Here is a 21,333-nt window from a genome sequence, read left to right as displayed (position 1 = left end):
GTTTTTTTGCCGCCGACATCCGATAGTAGTTCGATTCCCGATAGCGGTGTGGTCGTTCCGTCCATCAGATCAGACCCGACGGAGGTGGTCGAGCGCGTCGACGATGGTCGAGTTCCCGCCGAAGGCGCCCGCCTTGGTAACGATGGGCGTTCCATCGGCCTTCCCGCCACGAACCTCACCGACGGGGACGCCGACGTCGATTTCCTCGCCACCGAGGGCGACCCCGTCCGCGTCGAATCGGTCGAGGACGCTCTTCGCGACGGAACCGCCGGTGAGAAACAGTCCGTCGGGTTCCCGTTTCTCCCACACGGACGCGGCGGCGATACCGAGCGCGGCGGTCACTCGCTCGCGAGCGTGGCGGCCCGAGACGTTCTCCCGTCTCGCCACCTCTAACGTTGCGGCGACGGTATCGCTGTCGCGCGCTGCCGTGAGGACGACTGCCGGTTCCGTCGGAATCCGTTCGAGGCATTCGGCGGCGGCATGCCTCGCGGCGTCGTCGGGGGCGCTCACGGCGGTTTGGGCGTCGAGTTGGACGACCCGATTCTCGGGAAGCGCCCCGAGTTGCGTCAGCGTCCTCGGGTTCACGCTCCCCGCGACACCGAAGGCGACACCGCTGGGGTCCGTGGCGATGTCTGGGGACTCCAAAGTGGATTCGCCGGGGCAACGAACGTGTTCGGCGAGCCCGGCGCTTCCGACCAGAAGTACGTCCCCGTCGTATCCGTGGGCACCCGCGGCGACGGCGTCGAGGTGCGAATCCTGAACGATATCGAAGACGACGATGCGACGGTCGTGGGGGTCGACGTCGTCGGGGCGCAGGAGCGCTTCGCCAATCGAGCGTGTGGCGACCCGTTCGATATCCGCGTGGACGACCGGACCACCTATCTGTTCTCGAATGAGGCGCGGTACGTGTGCGGTCACAATTCTGCTGTCCGGGTCCGACCCGACTTCCGTATCAGTGAGGAGTTCGCCGCCGACGAGGTGGTAGCCACATGCAGTGAGGCGGTCGTTCGAGGGATGTGCCGGTGCGACGGCCGTCGCGTCGGCGTCCATGGCGTCGTGAGCGGCGGCGATTTCGACCCCGAGGTTCCCGCGGAGCGTCGAATCTACCTTCTTATAGACGACCGAAGCGTCGGTGGATTCGACGACGCTCCGGACCCGGGAGGCCGCCTCTTCGGCGGCGGCGTAGCGCGAATCGGTGTCGACGACGATGACTGCCGCCCCTGTGGCGTCGAAGTCCGAATCGAGGCGTACGACGGTCTCGTATCCTCGAACGGCGAAAGAGTGGCCCGTGTCCATCGCCCCGGTCAAGTCGTCGGCGACGACGAGGGTGCGGTCAGCGGTCATCGACCCGAGTGTACGTCATCTATTTCGTCGCGGAACCGTATCTCGGACGATGGCACACCGAGGAGAAAACCCGACTGTGAGTTCACTGATGATCTCGGAAGGGGATGGGCCGGTGTATCGGTGTCTATCATGTTCACCCCTTCCCCCCCGAAGAATCTTAGTTCTACCTCTCGCCGAAACGGTGTGCCGACGGGAAACTGCAAAATACCCGGTCCTCTCAGTGACGAGCGTATGTCCGACACGAGAAGAACGAACGAGTATCGACCGGTCACCGTCGACGGAAAGACGGCCGTCGTAATCGGCGGCACGAGCGGTATCGGGCGAGCAATCGCTATCGGATTCGCGAAGGACGGCGCCGACGTCGTGGCGACGAGTCGGTCCGAGTCGCGCGTCGGAGACACTGCCGAAACCCTCCGTGCGGAGGATGCAGACACCGTCGAAGTGACGTGCGACGTCACTGTTCGGGAAACGCTCGAAACTGTGCGGGAGACGGTCGACGCCGAACTCGGCGCGGTCGACGTTCTCGTGAACTCGCCCAGCAGTATCGCGCGAAGCGATATCGTGGACACGACTGACGCCGAGTGGGACGCGGTCTTCGACGTTCAACTCGACGGCACGCGTCGCGCGACGCAGGTGTTCGCTCCCGAAATGGAGGACGGAAGCATCATCAACATCGCCTCCCTCTCCGCAGAACTGGCGATGCCGGAGCTCGCCGCGTACTCGACCGCAAAGGGTGGACTCGACGCTTTCACGCGCGTCGCCGCGCAGGAGTTCGCCCCCGAGGTGCGTGTAAACGCCGTCCGTCCCGGATTTATCGAATCGAAGCAGACGGAAGGGGTTTACGCGGAGGGGATGCCACGCCACGACCGTATCGCGGAGCGAACCGCGGCGGGGCGTCTCGGACATCCAGCGGAGATAATCGGCGCGGCAATCTACCTCGCCAGCGACGCGGCGTCGTACACGACCGGCGAGATACTCACGGTCGATTCGGGATTCACGGCGAACACCTTCGTCTGGGACTGAGTCGTGGTACTGAAATGAGGGGGTTCGGGACGAATCAGTCGTCGTCTTCTTCCCGGTCGAGCCAGAAGTCGAAGGACCGTCCCGGAGCGAACACGTCCAAGCCGACGGCGCGTTCGTCGCCCGTGTTCTCGACGCGGTGGGCCTCCCACGAGTCGAGCCACACCGAGTCGTTCTCGTCGAGGGTCACTTCGTCGTCCTCGGTGTAGACCGTCATTTCACCCTGTAGCACGAGACAGACCTGTTCGTTCTCGTGGTCGTGCATCGCCGAGGAGTGTCCGGGGGGCTTTTCGAACCACTCGAAGGTGAATTCCTCGCTGCCAGCCATCGAAACGCGCCGCCAGCCGTCCTCGGGTTCGTACGATTCCGCCTCGTCGAAGAATGTCGGTTCCATTGTCGTCCACTCCCACTCAACCGAACTAAAAAAGTGTATGGGAGAAGGGGAACGATGTAAGATTTATATCCGCTCGATGAGCTATGTTGGGTTATGACGTACGGGCCCAAGAAGATCGTCGACCTCATCGAGGAAAGTGGGTGGTCTTACCCGGTCACGACGACACGACTGGAACGGAAACACGCGCTCGCAAACATCCGAATCGACGAACGCGGAAACTCGATGATGCTCGGGGAACTCCTAGCGAAGGGCGATATCGACCGTTTCGAGGACGAGGACGACCTCTACGTGAAAATGGAACCGCTGTTCGAAGCGGAGAGACGGAAGCGGAACGTCGGTATCATCGGCAAACTCAAACGAATCGTCCTCGGAACGTACACACGGTGACGAGACGATGAACAAACTGCGCATAACGGCGATATCCGGCGGCGTGGTTCTCCTCATCGCCGCCGGATGGGGAACGCTCGAATACGGTTCGAGGGCCGGTCTCGAACCGTTCGCGTGGATAGCAACCGTCGCCGTCCTCGTGGCGATAGCGCCGGACGCCATCTCCGTCGCGAAACACACGGTCTACCAATATCTGCGCGAGTGGAAGGCTGCGGACGCCCGCGCCGGGATGAAGGACCGGTACTTCAGGTCCACCGAAACGTTTCGAGAGCGCGATGAGGTTCTCGGTAGCGTCCGCGACGCCATCGACGACGCCGGCAGTTACGAGGGCATCGTCACCGACGATTTCCCGGAGGGAACCGGCCTCTCGGTTACTCATGCCGGATTTCACAACTCTTTCGTGCGCGTGGACGCGGCGGGCAGACTCGTCCTCGCAGGTGCCTCGAAGCGGACGGCGGACCTCGCCGACGATATCGCGTCGACTCTCGGCACGTCCTTCGACCAATCGTGGGCGAACCCGATGCGTAATCGCAAACCCATCACGGGCGGGTTTCGCATCGTTCTCGCCGTCGCCCTCTTGACGGCCACGGGTCTCGGCGTCGGCGCAGTCGCCGCCGCCGGGTATTCCTCGAACGCGTACAACCCCCTCGAAAAGGTCGTGCTCGCGTCGTACGACGCCCGTGAGACGGTGACTCCCGGAATGAGCGAGACGGATGCGGCCATCGGCAAGGCTCGATTCCGTGTGGACGTGCTCCAGGAGTCGAGCGTCGAAATCGGGTGGAACGACGACGATTCTATCCGTCTCATCGATACCGGATTGGCCACCTACTCGGTCGCGGGAGACACCCGTTCGTCGATATCGGACCTCCGGGGTCGGAGCCTCACTCCCGCGCAACGGGCCCGCATCGATAGTATCGCCACCGACCTACGCGAGGCCGAGACGAGTGCAGCAACGACCCTTCGAAAGCGGGCGAACGACCAGGAAGACGAGGTCGCGTCGAAGGATATGCGTAAGATAGCGAACGCCCTCGGCGGTCATCGTGCTGGAACAGCAGGTGCCTCACTCTCCATCGACGTGCCGAAGGCGAAAGCCGAAATCTCGTTGCGGCAAATAGACACCGGGGGTGTCGTCAACGGAACCGCGACGAACGAATCGACATCGAACGGCGCGGTGGCTAACGGGTCCGCCTGACCGAGCGTCCGACCTCTTTTCCCTTCCTCTTGAGGAACCTCTTTGTGGGGTGGGTGCACACCACGTAAATATGGCACATGGTACTGGCGGCGAACTCGTGTACGACGCGTTGGTCGACGTGGGTGTGGAAGTGCTCGTCGGCCTCCCCGGAACCCAGACGCTTCCCTTGGACCGGGTCGTGGTCCAGCGTGACGAAATGGCATATCTGATGGCCCGACACGAAACCGCGGTTCCGCACATCGCGTGGGGATACTTCGAGACGACTGGCCGACCTGCGGCGACGCTTACCGTCCCCGGTCCCGGGGACACGAACGTGATGCACGGGCTACAAAACGCCCACGAGGACTGCGTACCTATCCTCCACGTTTCCCCCGACGTGAACCCCGAGGACCGTGGGAAAGGCCCCATTCACGAAATCGAGTCGGACACTTTCGACAACGTCGTCAAGCGAAATGTGACCGTAACAGACGAACTCGAACTCCACGAACTGGTCGAAGGAGGAATCGAGACGGCCCTCACCCCACCGTGTGGTCCGGTTCGACTCGGCGTCCCATCGGGTCTCCTCGCGGACACCATCGAGGCCCCCGCGGTGAACGTGTCCCCTGAACGGGTCACGTACGAGAACGACTCCTATCCGGATGTTGCCGATATCCTCGCCGAAGCGGAGCGACCGGTGATATATGCCGGCGGTGGGGTACGTCGGTCGTCGGAGGGGGGTCGCGTCGTCCGGGAACTCGCCGAGGCACTCGATGCGGCCGTCATCACATCCCTCAAGGGGAAAGGCGTCTACCCGGAGAACGATGACCTCTGGCTCGGTGTCACCGGGACCCACACGCCCGCAGGAATGCGGAAGGCACTCGCCGCCGCCGACATCGTCCTCGCACTCGGAACCGACTTCGACGGCGTTACGACAGCCAATTGGGAGTTGCCCATGGGGGAGAAAATCGTCCACGTCACGCTCGACACCGAAGACGTGAACGAAGGATACGACGCCGACATCGCCATCGTGGACGACGTCACCCGAGCGGGCGACCGCCTCCTCGCGGACCTGGGTGGTCGGGGTGGGGACGGCTGGAACGGTGCCGACGTCGCCCGGCGCGTCCGGGCGGAGTACGAGAACCACCTCCACGACCTCGGGCTCTTCGATGGCAACTCCCCCGCCAACACGCCGGAACTCCTCGCGGCAGTCCGCGAGGCCACACCTCGTGCATCGCCGGTCACGACCGACGTGGGAGGGTTCCGACTCTGGGCGATGCAGACGTTCGAAACCCACGCCCCGGACCGATTCGTCACTGCCGGGTCGTGGGCCGGGATGGGTGTCGGTCTTCCGGCGGCAATCGGTGCCGCGGTCGGCCGTTCCGACGAACAACCCGTCGTCTGTCTCACGGGCGATGGTGGGCTGATGATGTGCATCCACGAACTCCACACCGCCGCCGAGTACGGTCTCAACGTCGTGGTCGTGGTCTCGAACAACGCGGATTACGGCATCATCTCGAAGTCACCGAAGATCATGCAGTACACGGACCGTCACGAGTTCACGTGGAACCGTCCCGACTTCGCCGAAATCGCCGAGGGCTTCGGCGTTCGAGGGACCACCGTCGACACGGCGGCGGCGGCCGGTGACGCCGTCGCGGACGCCGTGGAGCGACGGGCAGGGCCGGAGCTCATCGACGTGATTATCGAAACGGAAGAGCCGTCCGCGGCGGCGGCCGCGGACTACGAAACCGAACTCTCGTTCACTTGAAACCGGATTCGCCTTCGAGCAGGTGTTCCTCGACGACGTCTTCGTCGAGTTCGATACCGAGTCCCGGTCGCTCGGGGACCTCGATGTAGCCGTCCTCGATGAGCGGGTCACTCGTGTGCAGGTCGTCCCACCAATCGACCTCCAACGCGTGGTATTCGAGGACGTCGAAGTTCGGAATACAGGCCCCGAGATGGACGCACGCCATCGTTCCGATGGGACTGCAGACGTTGTGCGGCGAGAACGCGATGTAGTTCTCCTCGGCGCGGTTCGCGATGGCCTTCGATTCGGCGAGACCGCCACAGGTCGACGGGTCCGGCGTGACGATGTCGACGCCGAAGTCGTAGAGGAGGTCTTTGAACTCGTGGACGCGGAATCGATTCTCGCCGGTCGCGAGCGGGATACTGGTCGCCCGGGCGACTTCGCGCTGGGCGTCCATGTTCTCCGGGGGAACGACGTCTTCGAGCCACATCAGGTCGTAGGGTTCCAGCTTTCGCGCGACGCGTTTCGCACTGTCTAACGAGTAGTCCCAGTGGACGTCGAACGCGAGGTCGATTTCGTCGCCGATGGCCTCGCGGACCGCCGCGACGATATCCACCTTCCGCTGCATGGCGCGATTCGACACCCGTCCGTTGTACGGGTCCGGGTGGTTGTCCATCTCCATGTCGAGGTCGAACTTGAGGGCGGTAAAGCCCATATCTGCCACACGCGCCGCCTCCTCCGCGTACGCTTCGGGGCGATAGGCGTCCTCGTCGTGGTGGGCGATGTATCCGTCCTCAGTCTCGAACGCTTCGCCCGCGTGGCAATCGCAGTAAATTCGGACCGCGTCACGATACTTCCCGCCGAGCAACTGATAGACGGGAACGCCGAGAACTTTGCCCATGATGTCCCAACAGGCGATTTCGATACCCGAGGCGGCGGTCACGACCTTTCCGGTCGTGCCGCCGTGGCCGGACATATCCTGCACGATGCGACGGAAGATGCGCTCCGGGTCGAGCGGATTTTCCCCGACGAGGAAGCGCTTCATGTATTCCATGATGTCCGTAACCGTTCCGCCGCGATAGGACTCGCCGATGCCCGTGACACCCGCGTCCGTGTGTACTTTGACCAGATTCCACTCGAAGTTCCCTTCGACGACGGCGGTCTCGATATCGGTGATTTTCACATCCCGGTCCGGTGCGCGGTTGGTCGCGTGGTTGGAAAAGTCACGCATCAGTCCCGTCCTCCGTGTCTGTTCCGCTCGCTACCTTTCAGCGTGGCGTTCACTTCCATGGGATAACGTTCGATGTACGGAATCGAATCCATATAACCATTGGCACCGGATACCGTACGACACAATCGTTTAAGTGAACGCTTTCGCAACGAATGATATGGAATTCCCCGACGCGAACGAACTCGCTTCCGTCGTCCCCGATGTGACGTTACCGCGGTTTGCACGGGTCCGTCACGAACCGTCCACGCCTGAACTCGAGGACCCCGAGTCGGTCGCCCGAAGGGAAGTCGATTCCCTCCCGCTCGACCGCGCTGGAGAGGGTTCGACCGTCGCCGTCGGTGTCGGAAGCCGCGGCATCGACCGCATCGACACCGTCACCGCCGCCGTCGTGACCGAACTCGCCGATCGCGGGGTCGCCCCGGTCGTCGTTCCCGCAATGGGAAGTCACGGCGGGGCGACCCCGGAGGGACAACGTACCGTCCTCGAATCCTACGGCATCACCGAGGACGCACTCGACTGCCCCATCGACCCGCGGACCGACACGACCGTCCTCGGGGAGACCGACCATGGATTCCCCGTCCACTGGTCTACGGCCGCCCTCGAAGCGGACGCCACGTTGGTGATAAACCGGGTGAAGGCACATACGAACTTCCACGGTGCCGTCGAGAGCGGTCTCACGAAGATGGCCGTCGTCGGGTTGGGGAAACAACAAGGCGCACAGAACACGCACGAACGCGCCATCGTCGACGGGTACGAGACCGTTCTCCGCGACGCGCTCGACGTTATCGCCGCCGAATCGAATCTCATCGGTGGCGTCGCGCTCGTCGAGAACTTCCACGACCGACTCGCGGAGGTGACCGCCATTCCCATCGAGGAACTGCCGGACGGCGAGACGCCGCTGTTGGAACGGGCGTACGAGTACATGCCGACGCTTCCGTACGACGAACTCGACGTCCTCGTCGTGGACCGGATGGGAAAGGACGTCTCGGGAACGGGCATGGACACGAACGTCATCGGTCGATACAACGTGTTGAACACGGACGACCCCGAGTTCCCCGATATCAAGCGGATTTACGTCCGCGGACTGACCGAGGCGTCCCACGGAAACGGTGCCGGTATCGGTCTCGCCGACGTCACCCGACGGTCGCTAGTCGAAGGACTCGACCTCGCACAGACGTACACGAACATCATCACGAGCAACTCCCTCTCGAAGGCGGCCCTCCCGGTAGTCCTTCCCACCGACGAGGCCGCCGTGAACGTCACGCTCGCCTCGGTCGGTCCTTACGACCCGGAACGGGTTCGTGTCGCCTGGATTCACGACACCGGCCACCTCTCGGAGTTCCGTATCTCGGAGGCGCTCGTCGACGAAGCCGAGAACGTCTCGGTCGAGGGTTGGGAGCGACTCGACTTCGAGGGAGGTGAAGTCACCTTCGAGGAAATCCAGTAAGGCAGCGCGGGCAACCCTATGTTTTTCATGGAGTCCGTTGTAGTACGAACGGATGGCCACGAAAGATAATTTCAATTCTGCTCCCCGTCCCGTTCCCGAGGAGATAATTCTGGACGCGTGTGGCGAACGACCGCTCCCCGAACTCGGCGTGATAGAGCAGTTGTGGAAGACGGACCCGATTCCGGAGGGCCGAATCGCGGACGTTGCGGCAGCGGCGGTAGACGCCTTCGACCTCGCGGACGTCCCCGAGGGCGGCGATGTCGCCGTCGGAACGGGAAGTCGGGGCATCGCGAACATCCCTATTATCGTTCGCAGCGTCGTCACCGAACTCCGCGAACGCGGATACGACCCATTCGTGTTCCCCGCCATGGGGAGCCACGGCGGGGCCACCGCCGACGGTCAACGCGAGATGCTCGCGTCACTCGACGTCACCGAGGACGCTATCGACTGTGAGATTCGTGCGACGATGGACACGACGGTCGTCGGTGAAACGCCCGACCGTGGCGTCGAGGTCCACGCCGACGCGAACGCCGCCGCGGCGGACGCCATCGTCCCAATCAACCGCGTGAAACCACACACCGACTTTCAGGGCGACGTTGAAAGCGGGCTATCGAAAATGCTGGTAATCGGTATGGGGAAACAGCGGGGAGCGAAGACGGCCCACGAGTGGGCGATGGACTGGAGTTTCAGAAACATGATTCCCGAAATCGCGTCCTTGCTGGTCGAGGAGCTTCCCGTCGTCGGTGGGGTGGCCATCGTCGAGGACGAACACGACGACACCGCTACCGTCGAGGGTGTCCCCCCCGAAGGGTTCCTCGACCGCGAGGCGGAACTGCTGGAGGAAGCGTACGACCGGCTTCCGACGATTCCGTTCGACGAGGTTGACGTCCTCGTCGTGGACCGGATGGGAAAGGACGTCTCCGGGTCCGGAATGGATACGAACGTCATCGGACGACTCGTGTTCGGCCCCGAACCCGCGCCGGAAACGCCCAACATCGAACGGATTTTCGTCCGCGGGCTGACCGAGGCCTCACACGGTAACGCGACGGGTCTGGGGTCCGCCGATTTCATCCACGCGGACCTCTTCGAGGCGATAAACCTCCCCGACACGCTCGTGAACGGCCTCACGGCCTCGGCACCTCGAGGTGTCCGCATCCCTCCGGCCGTCGACACGGACCGAGCAGGCCTCTTCGCCTGTCTCTCGACCATCGGCGTCACATCACCCGAGGACGCACGTGTCGTCCGTATCCGCGACACGATGCGACTCGGTCGCTTTGCGGCGTCCCCTACTCTGATAGCGGAAGCCCGAGAGCGCGATGACCTGCGCGTTGTCCGCGAACCGGAGCCCATCGGTTTCGAGGACGGCCAATTCGTCGAGAACCTAGTCGATGGTACACCCGATCCTTGAACGGGTCGGTATCGCGACGTTCGAGTTTGCTGTACAGGGCCGTTCTGTCTTTCAGAACGCTATCGGCAGACGCTCGACAACGGACGAAACGTGCTGACGGCGAATCGTCCCGCCATACCGGTTTCCCGGTGAATACACGTACCTCGACTGAGCTATAGTGGAATAACACCTGACGAACGTGTACTGACAGAACACAAGATCACCGAATGTTAACGAATATTGAAAATGGCGCTGATATATCAATTCATATCCTGCAATATTCGATTAACAGAAATCGACGAACGCATATGGAAATGCGTTCTGAAATGGAGAAAGAGAACTCTCGGAGGAAAATGTCCGTCGTGGCACGGTTTCGGAACTCATCGAACGAACGTCCTCGAACGAGAAGTGCCCACTCGAAGTCCAAGTCTGGCGTCAAACGGGGAAAAGACACCCCTAATGAACGGAGGTGGTTCTCACAGACAGAACGCTATGGCCCCGGACGTCGCGTCGTCTCATCGAACGGTTTCATCCTATCGACCGCGTCGAGCGGAACGAGTCGATACTCGAACGGGGACCGCTACTCCCGAAAACGGGATGGATAAGCGATGACGAATGTCTCTCTCTAGGAGACGGTTGTCGCCTCGGTGAGGAACGCGTCTTTCTTACAATAGTAGGGATGTAACGAGTGGGGCACCTACGGAGCAGTGACGGCGATGGCGTAGCGATGATTCCGATAATGGCGGATAGGGTATCCCGATAGTCGTTCCGACGTAAGTAACATCGCCGACCGACTGCGGAGTGCAACGGACGTGCATCTGTCCGTCCGTGTATCTGACTACCGACCGGACGAGTAGCAGTCGATACTCCGATTCTCGGGTGTCATCTCCGCCGAAGTGGTGCCACTCTGCACGATGGTTCCGACAGTATCGAAACGGGATACCCACCGTCGAAACCCTACAGAAGGGGATAATCACCTATTCATTCGGAATATTTATTGCAGTTGGTAGAGAGCCAAACGATATGTCTGAAAACTCGTTTCGACACAGACTGCTCGATGGAGAGTTCTCGGTCGGTACGTTCCAACTGCTCGATTCGACGATGGTCTCGGAGATGATCGGCATTGCGGGGATGGATTTCGTCATCTACGACCAGGAACACGGACCGTTGACGGCGGAAACGACGCTCGAACTCTCGACTGCCGCGCAAAACAGGGACGTCGCACCCATCGTCCGCGTTCGCAGCAACGAGGAGGCGGAGATACAACGTGCGCTCGATATCGGGGCCGCCGGTGTTCAAGTGCCACAGATAGAAACGCGTGCCGACGCCGAAGCGGCCGTCGAGGCCGCCCGTTTCGACCCGATCGGAAGTCGTGGACTCTCGAAGTACGTCCGTGCCGGGGACTACGTCGGTAGCGAGACGTACACCGACGACCGAAACGAAGAGACGCTTCTGGTCATCCAAGTCGAGGGTGAGCGGGGCGTCGAGAACATCGACGAGATACTGGACGTCGACGGTATCGACGTCGTTTTCCTCGGTCCGTACGACCTCTCGCAGTCGCTCGGGATTCCGGGGCAGGTAACGGACGACCGGGTCGAAGAGCTCATGGAACGCGTCTGTGAAAGGGCGGCCGACACGGACACCGTCGTCGGTGCGTTCGCCGACGACGCGGAGATAGCGAACAAATGGATCGACGCTGGCGTCCAGTACATCACCCTCGGCGTCGAGGCGGCGCTCTTCACCGAGTACCTGGAGGGCCTCGTCGACGATGTCGACCTCCCGCAAACGGACTGACGGTCCTTCCGTAATCCGGAGCAACCGCTGGTAAGGCGACCACGTGAGAAATGAATAACTGTGATAGGGTGGTCGAGAGCAGTTAGTCGACCAACGACCGGGTTTCCCAGTCCTTCTCGAACAGGTTGATCGTGTGTACCTCGTCTTCCGCGCCCGAGTACGCGTGCTCTTCGACCACGTCCATATCGAGTTCGACACCTAAACCGGGGCGCTGTGGAATCTCGATGTAACCGTCCTCGACGACTATCGGGTCGACGAGGAGGTCGTTGACCCACTCCACGTCGTAGGTCTGGAAGACTTCCTGAATCATGAAGTTCGGTACTGACGCGTCCACGTGGGCCGAAATCGCCGTCGCGACCGGTCCCTGTGGGTTGTGCGGTGCGAAGCTGACGTGTTCCGCCTCGGCTTGCGCGGCGATTTTCTTCGCCTCGGTGATGCCGCCGGTGTTCATGATGTCCGGTTGGACGATATCGACGTCCGTGTTCGCCAGCAGGTCGCGGAACTCGTACTTCGTCATCAACCGTTCACCGGTCGCGATGGGAATCGGGGACTTCGCCGCTACTTTCCCGAGACTGTTGATGGAGTCCGGCGGGCACGGCTCTTCGAACCACGTCGGATGGAACTCCGAAAGGGCGTTCGCGACTTCGACGGCTTGCCCGGCCGTGAACCGGCCGTGACCTTCGATGAGGAGGTCCACGTCGGGGCCGACGGCTTCCCGAACCGCGCCGACGATATCGACGGCGAGGTTGAACGTCTCGCGGTCCATTCGCTGCCACGACTTTCCGAACGGGTCGAACTTCATCGCGTCGTATCCGTCGTCGACGACCTGTTCCGCGGCCTCCTGCCACGTGGCCGTGTCGTCGGTCGTCTCGGTATACCACCCGTTGGCGTACGCCCTGATTTTGTCGCCGTGGACGTTCCCGCCGAGTAGTTCGTACACCGGCCGGTCGAGTACCTTACCCTTGATGTCCCAACACGCCATGTCGATGGCCGAACAGACGGTCGTGTTGACGACGTTCTTCGAGAACCACTCGTCGCGGTACATCTCCAACCAGAGCCGTTCGGTGTCGAACGGGTCCTCACCGATGAAGAAGTCGCTCATCTCGTCGATGGCGGCGGCGATGGTCTCGGGTTTGTCGTGCGTCGTCGCTTCGGCGAGTCCTTGGATTCCTTGGTTCGTCTCCAACTGGACGAACACCCACGGTTTCCACGGATTGGCAACGACATACGTTTCCACGTCGGTAATGTGCAACTCCGACATAGCTATCTGTTTGACTAAGGTCGTAATAATACTTATCCTTTGGACGGTTATCGCGGGATATCTCGGCGGAGAAGACATTATTGTGGTGTTTCACGTCCGCCAGTATCCGATACTATCGGAAAAATATTTGGTGGACCGGTAACAGGGTAGCGTATGGACACCGAATCGGACGTCAAGATCAACTCAACCGCGATATCGTTCGAAATCGTCGAATATCTCAAGGAAAACGGAGGTGCAACACTGAGTGAGGTGGTAGACTTCTTCGAAATGCCGACGAGTACGGTACACGACCACCTCCAAACCCTCGTTACTCTCGGGTATGTGCTGAACGACGACGGGACGTATCGGATCGGAACCCAGTTCCTCGAGTTGGGTGGATATGCACGAAGCCATTCGCGGATATTTCAGGTATCTGAATCGGAGTTGCAGAACCTGGCCATCGAAACGGGGGAGCACGCCAATTTGATGATCGAAGAAAACGGGATGGGTGTCTTTCTGATGAAACAGAAGGGAAAGGAGGCCATCAAAATCGACACCTACGAAGGGATGCGGGTGTACCTGCATACGACCGCGATGGGAAAGGCGATATTAGCGTTCATGGACGAATCCCGACTCGAGCGGGTCCTCTCACGACACGGCCTTCCCCGAATAACGGAGCACTCCATCGGGAATCGAGAGGCTCTCGAGGCGGAATTGGACGTGATTCGAGAACGAGGGTACGCGACCGACGACGAGGAGCGGCTCAATGGGATTCGTTGCGTCGCGGCACCAGTGACGACCGATTCGGGAAACGTCGCCGGAGCAGTCAGTATTTCGGCACCGAAGAACAGGATGCAAGGGGAACGCTTCAGGGAAACGTTTCCGAAGAAGATCCTCGGAACGGCGAACATCATCGAGGTGAACATGCGACATATGTGATGAATCGGAACAGGACAGGTGTACATTTTCGATGTGTTCATCGAACGGAAACGGATCGGGGTCACCCTCGAAACCGATCTGATCGTTCCACTCGTACCGAAGTGGCGACCGTCCAATTCGACGTGAGACATCTCTACACCCAGAGGGGGACGTTCCGCTGAAACCCCTGTGGCATTCGAGACGCGTTCACACCGATGGTGTCGGGGCCGGCGACCCCCAGTGCTCCTACGGCAACCGTAATCAGCGACAAATTGTTCTGAATATCAGAACCAAATACCAAAATCAGGAGTGGGCATCCCCCCGACAACAGTTGTGGGTGAACGCATACCGATGGTGATATCGAGGAACTCAATATGAATTATCAACAGAGTTGAATGATCTCGGGCTCTGACGACGAACACGAAACCAGCAATAAGTGACATACCACGACGGTTCCAGCAGTAGATATCCATTACACCACTACGTCTGTAATAGGTGGTTGGGGAACGGGGAATTACCGAAACCGTCTCGAAAACGGTGCCGTTTCGGCCTGAAACACCGATATTCTCGCATTTCCTATCTATCTCTCGGAGGAGATGGATTGTTCACGATGGATTTTCAACAAACAATACAAAACAGGCCTTGAACTTATACGAATACACGACCTACGACAATCGAAGATGAAGCATGGGGTTTTTCAAATATAGAACAGCGATGATTGAATCGTTCGACCGGCCCTGCTCGTCGTCTCCGCTGAACTCGAACAATCCACACCACCGGTGATTCCATTGTGATACGGTGCCGGTGTGCATCCTCCGATACGGCTTCATTGCCGGGTTCCGTAGAGTCCGAACCTCTATCGTCGCGTTCCGGAACGATTACTGACACCGAATCCCGATGCGGAGCGGTGTTTGGCCGAACAATTGTTCTGATATGTAGAACGATTTCTTCAGATTACGGCGATATTTTGCGGATTAACGGCGCAAATGACAGGAATATACTATTTTTGTTCTATCATACAGAACAATTATAGTCCCATCTGGATTGAAAAATCCTCAAAAATACCACGCGGAGGACGGACGTACATCTCGGCACGTATTCCTCATCCAGTGTAAGCCGACAAATCAATAAAGTAGTCCGAACGACGTGTAGTACCATGGCTTACAGAGCCGGTATCATCGGCACTGGCGGTATCGCGGGGATGGGTATCCTCGGGATGCACGACGAGGCGGACATCGGTCGAAAGAAATTCCGAGCGAGTCACGCCGGCGGTTACAACGAGACCGACGGTATCGAACTCGTCGCTATCGCCGACGTGAACGAGGAGAAACTCGAACGATTCGGTGAAGCGTGGGACGTTCCCGAGAAACAGCGCTACGTGGGACACGAAGAGATGCTCGCAACCGAGGACCTAGATGTGGTCTCCGTCTGTACCCCTTCGTACCTTCATCGGGACCACGTCGTCGCAGCGGCGAACTCCGCTGCCGATCCGGCCGTCATCTGGTGTGAAAAACCCATCGCCGCGAGTGTTGCCGAGGCCGAGGAGATGACCGCGGTCTGTGAGCAGGCCGGCACCGAACTCGTCGTCAATCACTCCTTCCGGTTCACCGAGAAAATTCGGGACCTTCGACGCGCCATCGATGACGGCATCGTCGGGGAGACCAAGTCGATATCCGCCGATTTCCGACGCGAACTGATGCGCAACTCTACCCACCTGCTCGACCTTCTAGTGTTCCTTCTCGACGCCAGAGCGACGACGGTCAGCGGCTACATCAACGGGGAGAACGACGCCGTCGACGCGCTCGGTGGGACACGTGAAGTGACCGACTCCGGTGGCGGCGGCCACGTGCTTCTCGATGATGGCACCTTCGCCACCGTCGACTGTACCGTCGCCCGCGAAATCTCCTCGATGTGCCTCCAGTTCGTCGGGACGGAGGGAAAACTATACCTCAACAACGACGACGGCGAGTGGCGATACTGGCGTCTCGAAGATGGCAACCACGTCGAACGACCCATCCCCGGCGTTTCGGACGCTTGGTCGTGGGAAGAGGACTACAGGCGGGCGTTTCCGAACGCTGCCAACCACATCGTGAACCTGTTGAGCGGGGACGCGGAGAATCACTCTCCCGGGACCGACGCGACACGGTCCCTCGAAATCATCGTCAGTTTCTACATCTCGGACTACACGGGAAGCCACGTCGACCTGCCGCTCGACACGCCGCTCAAGGACGTGCGGATCACGTCGTGGTAACGATGCGACGAATCGACACGCACGTCCACGCGTGGGGGACGGATTCGGAATCGAATCCGTGGTACGAACCCGTTCTCCCACCGGGATGGTCGGGACCCTATACGCACGACGACCTCATCAGGGACATGAACCGAGTGGGTATCGACGAGAGCGTCGTCGTCACGACACCGTTGTACGGTCGGGGTCGGAACGCGAACGCGTACACCCTCGAAAGCATCGCGGCACACCCCGACCGCCTCTACGGCGTCGGCCTCGTGGACTTCTTCGCCGACGACGTCCGTGAGCGTCTCCGGACGGTACTCGACCACGACCGCATGCTCGGCGTTCGAATGCACGCCGCATTGGAGTACGACGGCGCGCCAACGAAACTCGACCGCAACGCGGAGTGGATAGTGGACGACGCGCTCACTCCGGCGTGGGAGGAACTCGCGGCGCTCGACGCTTGTGTGTTCGTGTTTCCGAAGGCACAGCAACTGGAGTCCGTTGCTAAACTGGCGGACACACATCCCGACGTCACGTTCGTCGTGGACCACATGGCGTGGCCGGACGAGACGACGAATCCGAACACGGCACCGTGGAGCGATTTCAGCGACCTCGCGACGTACGATAACGCGTACGTGAAGGTGAGTTCGCTTCCCCGTTCGTCGGGAGAAGGATGGCCGTATCGTGACCTTTGGAACTACATCCGAAACCTCGTCGAGTGGTTCGAGGCCGACCGCTTGATGCTCGGCTCCGACTATCCGTGGATGGACGACTGGGCGACGTATGCACAGTGTATCGACTGGGTCGGGGAAGCACGGTTCCTCTCGCCCCGAGACCAGCGCTATCTCAGACAGCGGACCTTCACCGAACTCTTCGACGCGTAACCCTGCCGCAACGAAAACAGCTTTGAGCGTCCGTCGGAATGCTGAATACATGTCTCACGTTAGATTTCGCGACCCGGCAGGCTCCGTCCGCAAGGGTTCGTGGACGGACGACGGTATCGTCTTCGCCGACAGCACGTACGACCTCGACGAAATCGATGTTCTCCCGCCGACGGAGCCGAGTAAAATCGTCTGTGTCGGACTCAACTACGCGGACCACGCGGCGGAATCGGGGATGGACATCCCGGAACGCCCACTGTTGTTCCTCAAACCACCGAACTCGGTGGCCGGACACGGCGATACGGTCACTCTACCTGCGGGAAAAGAACAGGTCGAATACGAGGCCGAACTCGGTGTCGTCATCGAGAAGCAGTGTCGAAACGTCGCCGCCGAGGACACGGACTCGGTCATCGAGGGGTACACCTGTGTCAACGACATCTCGAACCGCGACGACCAGATGGTCGAGCAGAACTGGATTCGCGGAAAGGCGTTCGACGGGTCTGCACCAATCGGTCCAGTGGTCGCCCCGCCGGACGAGGTGCCGGACGACGCGGCGGTCGAACTGCGGTTGAACGGGGAGGTCAAACAGCAGTCGTCCCGCTCGGAGTTCATCTTCTCCGTGCCGGAGATAATCGAGGAGATAACGACGTACATGACGCTCGAACCGGGCGATATCATCATCACGGGAACGCCAGCGGGCGTCGGCCCGCTTTCCGACGGGGACCGCGTCGAAGTCGAAATCGAGGGCGTCGGAACCCTCGAACACGAGGTCAGGACGGACTAAAACCTCGGTATCACTTCGTCGCCGAACAGTTCCATCCCTTTCGTCTCCGGGAAGTCGAGAAACAGCAACTGGAGTTTGCCGAACCCGAGGTCGCAAATCGCCTCGATTTGCTCGGCCACCTCCGCCGGGGTTCCGATGAGGAAGCCTCCTTTCTCGCGTGCGTCCGTCGCATCGGATAGCTCGTCGTCCATATCCGACTCCTCCCCCCACGGAAGCGGGAAGATTCGGTCGCAGTACTCCTTCAGTTCGTCCTCGTCCTCCCGGACGAGAACGTGAGCGAGCCACGACCGTTCGACGTCTTCCGGGTTACGGCCCTCCTCGCGGAGGTACTCGTCGAACTTTCGAACTTTGAACTCGATGGGTTTTCCACGGGCGCGGGCGCTGATTTCGACGTTCCACTCGTCGGCGTACCTCGCGGCGAGTCGCAGCATGCGCGGCCCGGCCCCCCCGATGACGAGCGGTGGATACGGTTCCTGTACCGGTTTCGGTTCGTTGTACGCGTTCTCGATGTCGTAATGGTCCCCCTGGAAGGTCGGGGCGTCCTCGGTGAACATCGTTTGAAGGACGCCTATCGTCTCCTCCAGCATGTCGATTCGCGTGTTCACGTCCGGAAAGTCGAAGCCGTAGGCGGCGTGTTCCTCCTCGTGCCACCCCGCTCCGAGGCCGAGTCGGAGACGGCCGCCGGAGAGAATATCGACGGTCGTCGCCATCTTCGCCAGTAGGGCCGGGTTCCGGTACGTGACCGACCCGACGAGGGGACCGAGGTCGACGTCGTCGGTCCGCTCCGCGAGCGCGCTCAACAACGTCCACACCTCGAACTCCTCCCGACGGGGGCCGAGCATGAAGTGGTCGGGTGCCCAGAGACCTTCGAGACCGGATTCGACCGCTGCGTCAGCCCCTGTAAGTACCGAGTCGCGGTCGAGGGCCTCATAGAGCGGTGCGTCCCGATGGACGCCCGCACCGGCGTAACACTGGACCATCCAGTCGAATTGCATGGATACAACGGTTCGTCGTACCCTGTTAAGTGTTCGGTCGGGACGTAAAATACATCAACAATCGTTCAGGAATTTTTTCGGGTTTCGGTTTCCTCCAGCGATTATCTCGGTCCACGGAGCAATATATTACCACACAATGCTGTCAATTGACAACATGCTTATAATTAAAGTTATAACGCACACCTTCAACATGGATAGTAATGCCACCTGTTACCAGAAGACGATACCTCGCCGGTTCCGGTGCCGCCTCGCTCACCGCCCTCGCCGGGTGTTCGGACTTTTTCAGCACCAGCAGCGGTCCCAAGAGCAGCGAACTGAACAAACTCGGCATCTCGATGTACGTTCGCGGCGGTTCGTGGATTACCGCCTTCAAGGAAGCCGCCCAGTTCTACTGCAAAGACCAAGGAATCGAAGTCGATATCGTTCCGAACCAACAGAGCGCGGAAAAGCAGGCGTCCGACATCCGTCAGTTCGCCAATCAGGACTACGACGGCATCATCGCGAGCGTGTGGTCGACCGGGGCGATCAAATCGGCCATCGATTTCGCGGAGAAACAGGGCGTTCCGGTGTTCACGGCCAACGCCGACACCGCGAGTTCGAAGGCGAAACTGTACGTCGGGTTCAGCAACACCGCCGGCGGGCAGAAATCCGGCGAACAGATGATAAAGGCGCTGAAGGAACAACGAGGTGACAAGGACAAATGGCGCGTGCTGAACGTCCGCGGTCCGCAGGGGAACCAGTCCGCGAACCAGCGCAGTCAGGGGTTCCTCGACGCCGTGAAGAAGAACGACAAGGTCGAAGTCGCGGACACGATAAACGCCGAGTTCGCACAGGACAAGGCAAAGAGCAAGGTGAGCCAGTGGCTCAACTCGAACGGGGACGTCGACGGCATTTACTCCGCCAACCTCTCGATGGGCCTCGGCGTGAAGACGGCCGTCGAGCAGGTCGGGAAGTTGAAGAAGAAAGGAGAAGAGGGCCACATCGTCCTCACGCAGATGGACGGAAGCCCGCAGGTAAACCCCCTCGTCAAGAAGGGATACATCGACGCCGCGGTGGACCAGCCAAACTACTTCTACATGCCCATCGCCATCGAATACATGCGCCAGTACATCGAGAACGGTGACGACGCGCTCCCGAAGGTCGGCAATCAGGTTTCGAAAAGCGACCTCAGCATCAAACCCCACCAACACAAGGGCGTGAAGCTGTGGAAGAAGGCCATCTGGAGTCCGGCAAAAATCAAAACGCAGAACGACCACCCGTGGTTCCAGACGAACAGCATCGTCATCACGCAGGAGAACGCCGATAAACCCTACCTCTGGGGGAACATCTGGGGCTAATCGATGGAGAATACATGAGTACATCCACCAATGGGTTCCTCGGACGGTTCACCGACGACTCGGAGGATTTCGTCCTCGCGCTGCTCGAGTACATGATATGGCCGATCCTTCTTGTCGTCGTCGCCTGCGTGGCGATACTCGTTCCGAACACGTTTCGGAACATCGTCTCGGTGCAGTTGATACTGTGGCAGGCGGTACCGATAGGTCTCCTCGTCCTCGGCGAGAGTATCTGTCTCCTCTCCGGACATTTCGACCTCTCGGTCGGTGCGATAATGGGCTTTTCAGCCATGTTCACCGGCATGTTGCTCGGCAACTGTCCGAGCTGCTGGGGCGTCATCGGCAGTCCGGCGCTCGGCTTCGTCATCATCCTCGTCGTCGGAGGGCTCATCGGCGTGTTCAACGGCGCGATGATCAGCAAACTCGGCATCAACCCGTTCCTGCAGACGCTCTCGACGCTCATCATTCTGGAGGGCGCGAAAACCGCACTCAACACCCAACCGGTTCCGGTCCCACAGGGGTACCTCGTTCCCGGTTCGATTCCCAACCTCGCCATCCTGATCACCATCGTCGCGTTCGTCGTCGTCGGCTACGCGATGAAGTACACCGAGTTCGGGCAGGAGGTGTACGCGCTCGGCAGCGACAAGGATTCGGCGCGGGCCGTCGGCGTCAACACCGACCGCATCACCATCGCCGTCTACGCGATAAGCGGCGTCCTCGCGGGACTCGCTGGATTGATGAGTACGGGCTACACCGGCGTCGTTCCGCCGCTCATCGGGGAGGGACAGGTGTTTCCCGCGTTCGCGGCGGCGGTCATCGGCGGGATAAGCTTGTTCGGCGGTCGAGGGAAGATTTCGGGCGCGCTCGGCGGCGTCGTGCTCCTCGGCGTGATTCAGGCCGCCCTGAACATCAGCGGCGTCCCGGCGACGCAGGTGCAGGTCGTCAACGGCTTCGTCCTGCTCGTCGCAATCCTCCTGTACAACACACAAGAGAGCATCAGAAATCGCATTCTCGCGGCGAGCGCATAAC

Annotated in this window: 18 protein-coding genes; 13 read left to right on the top strand and 5 right to left on the bottom strand. The window is 60.5% G+C overall.

Translation table 11 applies throughout. The features are described from left to right. Positions 1-69 precede the first annotated feature (69 nt). The gene (locus AC1XDK_RS15530) at positions 70-1,344 is read right to left on the bottom strand and encodes a four-carbon acid sugar kinase family protein (protein WP_483350820.1); all 1,275 of its coding nucleotides are present in this window, start codon (positions 1,342-1,344) and stop codon (positions 70-72) included. Positions 1,345-1,575: 231 nt separating this feature from the next. Here AC1XDK_RS15530 and AC1XDK_RS15525 point away from each other — a divergent pair, with 231 nt between their 5' ends. Then, on the top strand, positions 1,576-2,367 hold the full coding sequence (locus AC1XDK_RS15525; protein ID WP_483350819.1) for an SDR family NAD(P)-dependent oxidoreductase: 792 nt from the start codon (positions 1,576-1,578) through the stop codon (positions 2,365-2,367). A 34-nt stretch (positions 2,368-2,401) separates the two neighbouring features. Here AC1XDK_RS15525 and AC1XDK_RS15520 read toward each other — a convergent pair whose 3' ends face one another. After that, the gene (locus AC1XDK_RS15520; protein WP_483350818.1) at positions 2,402-2,758 is read right to left on the bottom strand and encodes a cupin domain-containing protein; all 357 of its coding nucleotides are present in this window, start codon (positions 2,756-2,758) and stop codon (positions 2,402-2,404) included. Between the two features lie 93 nt (positions 2,759-2,851). On the opposite strand from AC1XDK_RS15520, the gene AC1XDK_RS15515 reads away from it, so the two are divergent. The 3 genes from AC1XDK_RS15515 (at position 2,852) to AC1XDK_RS15505 (ending at position 6,081) form a co-directional block, all read left to right on the top strand. Beyond that, positions 2,852-3,145, top strand: coding sequence for a hypothetical protein (locus AC1XDK_RS15515; RefSeq protein WP_483350817.1), 294 nt, complete (start codon positions 2,852-2,854; stop codon positions 3,143-3,145). A 7-nt stretch (positions 3,146-3,152) separates the two neighbouring features. Then, positions 3,153-4,337, top strand: a complete 1,185-nt coding sequence (locus AC1XDK_RS15510; protein WP_483350816.1) for a hypothetical protein — start codon at positions 3,153-3,155, stop codon at positions 4,335-4,337. A gap of 70 nt (positions 4,338-4,407) precedes the next feature. Further along, positions 4,408-6,081 carry a thiamine pyrophosphate-binding protein gene (locus AC1XDK_RS15505; protein ID WP_483350815.1) on the top strand — a complete coding sequence of 558 codons (1,674 nt, stop codon included), beginning with the start codon at positions 4,408-4,410 and terminating at the stop codon, positions 6,079-6,081. Here the strand turns inward: AC1XDK_RS15505 and AC1XDK_RS15500 are convergent. Beyond that, on the bottom strand, positions 6,074-7,291 hold the full coding sequence (locus AC1XDK_RS15500) for a mandelate racemase/muconate lactonizing enzyme family protein (RefSeq protein ID WP_483350814.1): 1,218 nt from the start codon (positions 7,289-7,291) through the stop codon (positions 6,074-6,076). The two genes, AC1XDK_RS15505 and AC1XDK_RS15500, sit on opposite strands and share 8 nt — an antisense overlap. Before the next feature lie 157 nt (positions 7,292-7,448). Between AC1XDK_RS15500 and AC1XDK_RS15495 the strand changes: the two genes are divergently transcribed. The 3 genes from AC1XDK_RS15495 (at position 7,449) to AC1XDK_RS15485 (ending at position 11,919) form a co-directional block, all read left to right on the top strand. Continuing rightward, positions 7,449-8,738, top strand: coding sequence for a nickel pincer cofactor-dependent isomerase, group 22 (locus AC1XDK_RS15495; protein ID WP_483350813.1), 1,290 nt, complete (start codon positions 7,449-7,451; stop codon positions 8,736-8,738). Between the two features lie 52 nt (positions 8,739-8,790). Then, positions 8,791-10,146, top strand: coding sequence for a nickel pincer cofactor-dependent isomerase, group 22 (locus AC1XDK_RS15490; protein ID WP_483350812.1), 1,356 nt, complete (start codon positions 8,791-8,793; stop codon positions 10,144-10,146). A 1,002-nt stretch (positions 10,147-11,148) separates the two neighbouring features. Continuing rightward, the gene (locus AC1XDK_RS15485) at positions 11,149-11,919 is read left to right on the top strand and encodes an HpcH/HpaI aldolase family protein (protein ID WP_483350811.1); all 771 of its coding nucleotides are present in this window, start codon (positions 11,149-11,151) and stop codon (positions 11,917-11,919) included. A gap of 82 nt (positions 11,920-12,001) precedes the next feature. Here AC1XDK_RS15485 and dgoD read toward each other — a convergent pair whose 3' ends face one another. Further along, on the bottom strand, positions 12,002-13,180 hold the full coding sequence (dgoD, locus tag AC1XDK_RS15480) for a galactonate dehydratase (protein ID WP_483350810.1): 1,179 nt from the start codon (positions 13,178-13,180) through the stop codon (positions 12,002-12,004). A gap of 153 nt (positions 13,181-13,333) precedes the next feature. Here dgoD and AC1XDK_RS15475 point away from each other — a divergent pair, with 153 nt between their 5' ends. From AC1XDK_RS15475 to AC1XDK_RS15460, 4 genes are all read left to right on the top strand, one after another. Next, entirely contained in the window at positions 13,334-14,098 is a 765-nt protein-coding gene (locus AC1XDK_RS15475; protein ID WP_483350809.1) for an IclR family transcriptional regulator, read from the top strand. A 1,135-nt stretch (positions 14,099-15,233) separates the two neighbouring features. Continuing rightward, a complete protein-coding gene (locus AC1XDK_RS15470; RefSeq protein ID WP_483350808.1) occupies positions 15,234-16,328 on the top strand; it encodes a Gfo/Idh/MocA family protein in 1,095 nt (364 codons plus the stop codon). A gap of 2 nt (positions 16,329-16,330) precedes the next feature. Beyond that, positions 16,331-17,194, top strand: coding sequence for an amidohydrolase family protein (locus tag AC1XDK_RS15465; RefSeq protein WP_483350807.1), 864 nt, complete (start codon positions 16,331-16,333; stop codon positions 17,192-17,194). A 49-nt stretch (positions 17,195-17,243) separates the two neighbouring features. Then, positions 17,244-17,975 (top strand): fumarylacetoacetate hydrolase family protein, encoded by a 732-nt coding sequence (locus tag AC1XDK_RS15460; protein ID WP_483350806.1) that lies wholly within the window; start codon positions 17,244-17,246, stop codon positions 17,973-17,975. On the opposite strand, the gene AC1XDK_RS15455 is transcribed toward AC1XDK_RS15460, so the two are convergent. Continuing rightward, entirely contained in the window at positions 17,972-18,970 is a 999-nt protein-coding gene (locus AC1XDK_RS15455) for an LLM class flavin-dependent oxidoreductase (RefSeq protein WP_483350805.1), read from the bottom strand. The genes AC1XDK_RS15460 and AC1XDK_RS15455 overlap by 4 nt on opposite strands. 200 nt (positions 18,971-19,170) lie before the next feature. Here AC1XDK_RS15455 and AC1XDK_RS15450 point away from each other — a divergent pair, with 200 nt between their 5' ends. Both AC1XDK_RS15450 and AC1XDK_RS15445 read left to right on the top strand, forming a co-directional pair. Then, a complete protein-coding gene (locus AC1XDK_RS15450; protein WP_483350804.1) occupies positions 19,171-20,307 on the top strand; it encodes a sugar ABC transporter substrate-binding protein in 1,137 nt (378 codons plus the stop codon). A gap of 14 nt (positions 20,308-20,321) precedes the next feature. Further along, the gene (locus AC1XDK_RS15445; protein WP_483350803.1) at positions 20,322-21,332 is read left to right on the top strand and encodes an ABC transporter permease; all 1,011 of its coding nucleotides are present in this window, start codon (positions 20,322-20,324) and stop codon (positions 21,330-21,332) included. Position 21,333 lies beyond the last annotated feature (1 nt).

The organism is Haladaptatus sp. HS23, assembly GCF_056892285.1.
This window is presented reverse-complemented; position numbering and strand designations above follow the sequence as displayed.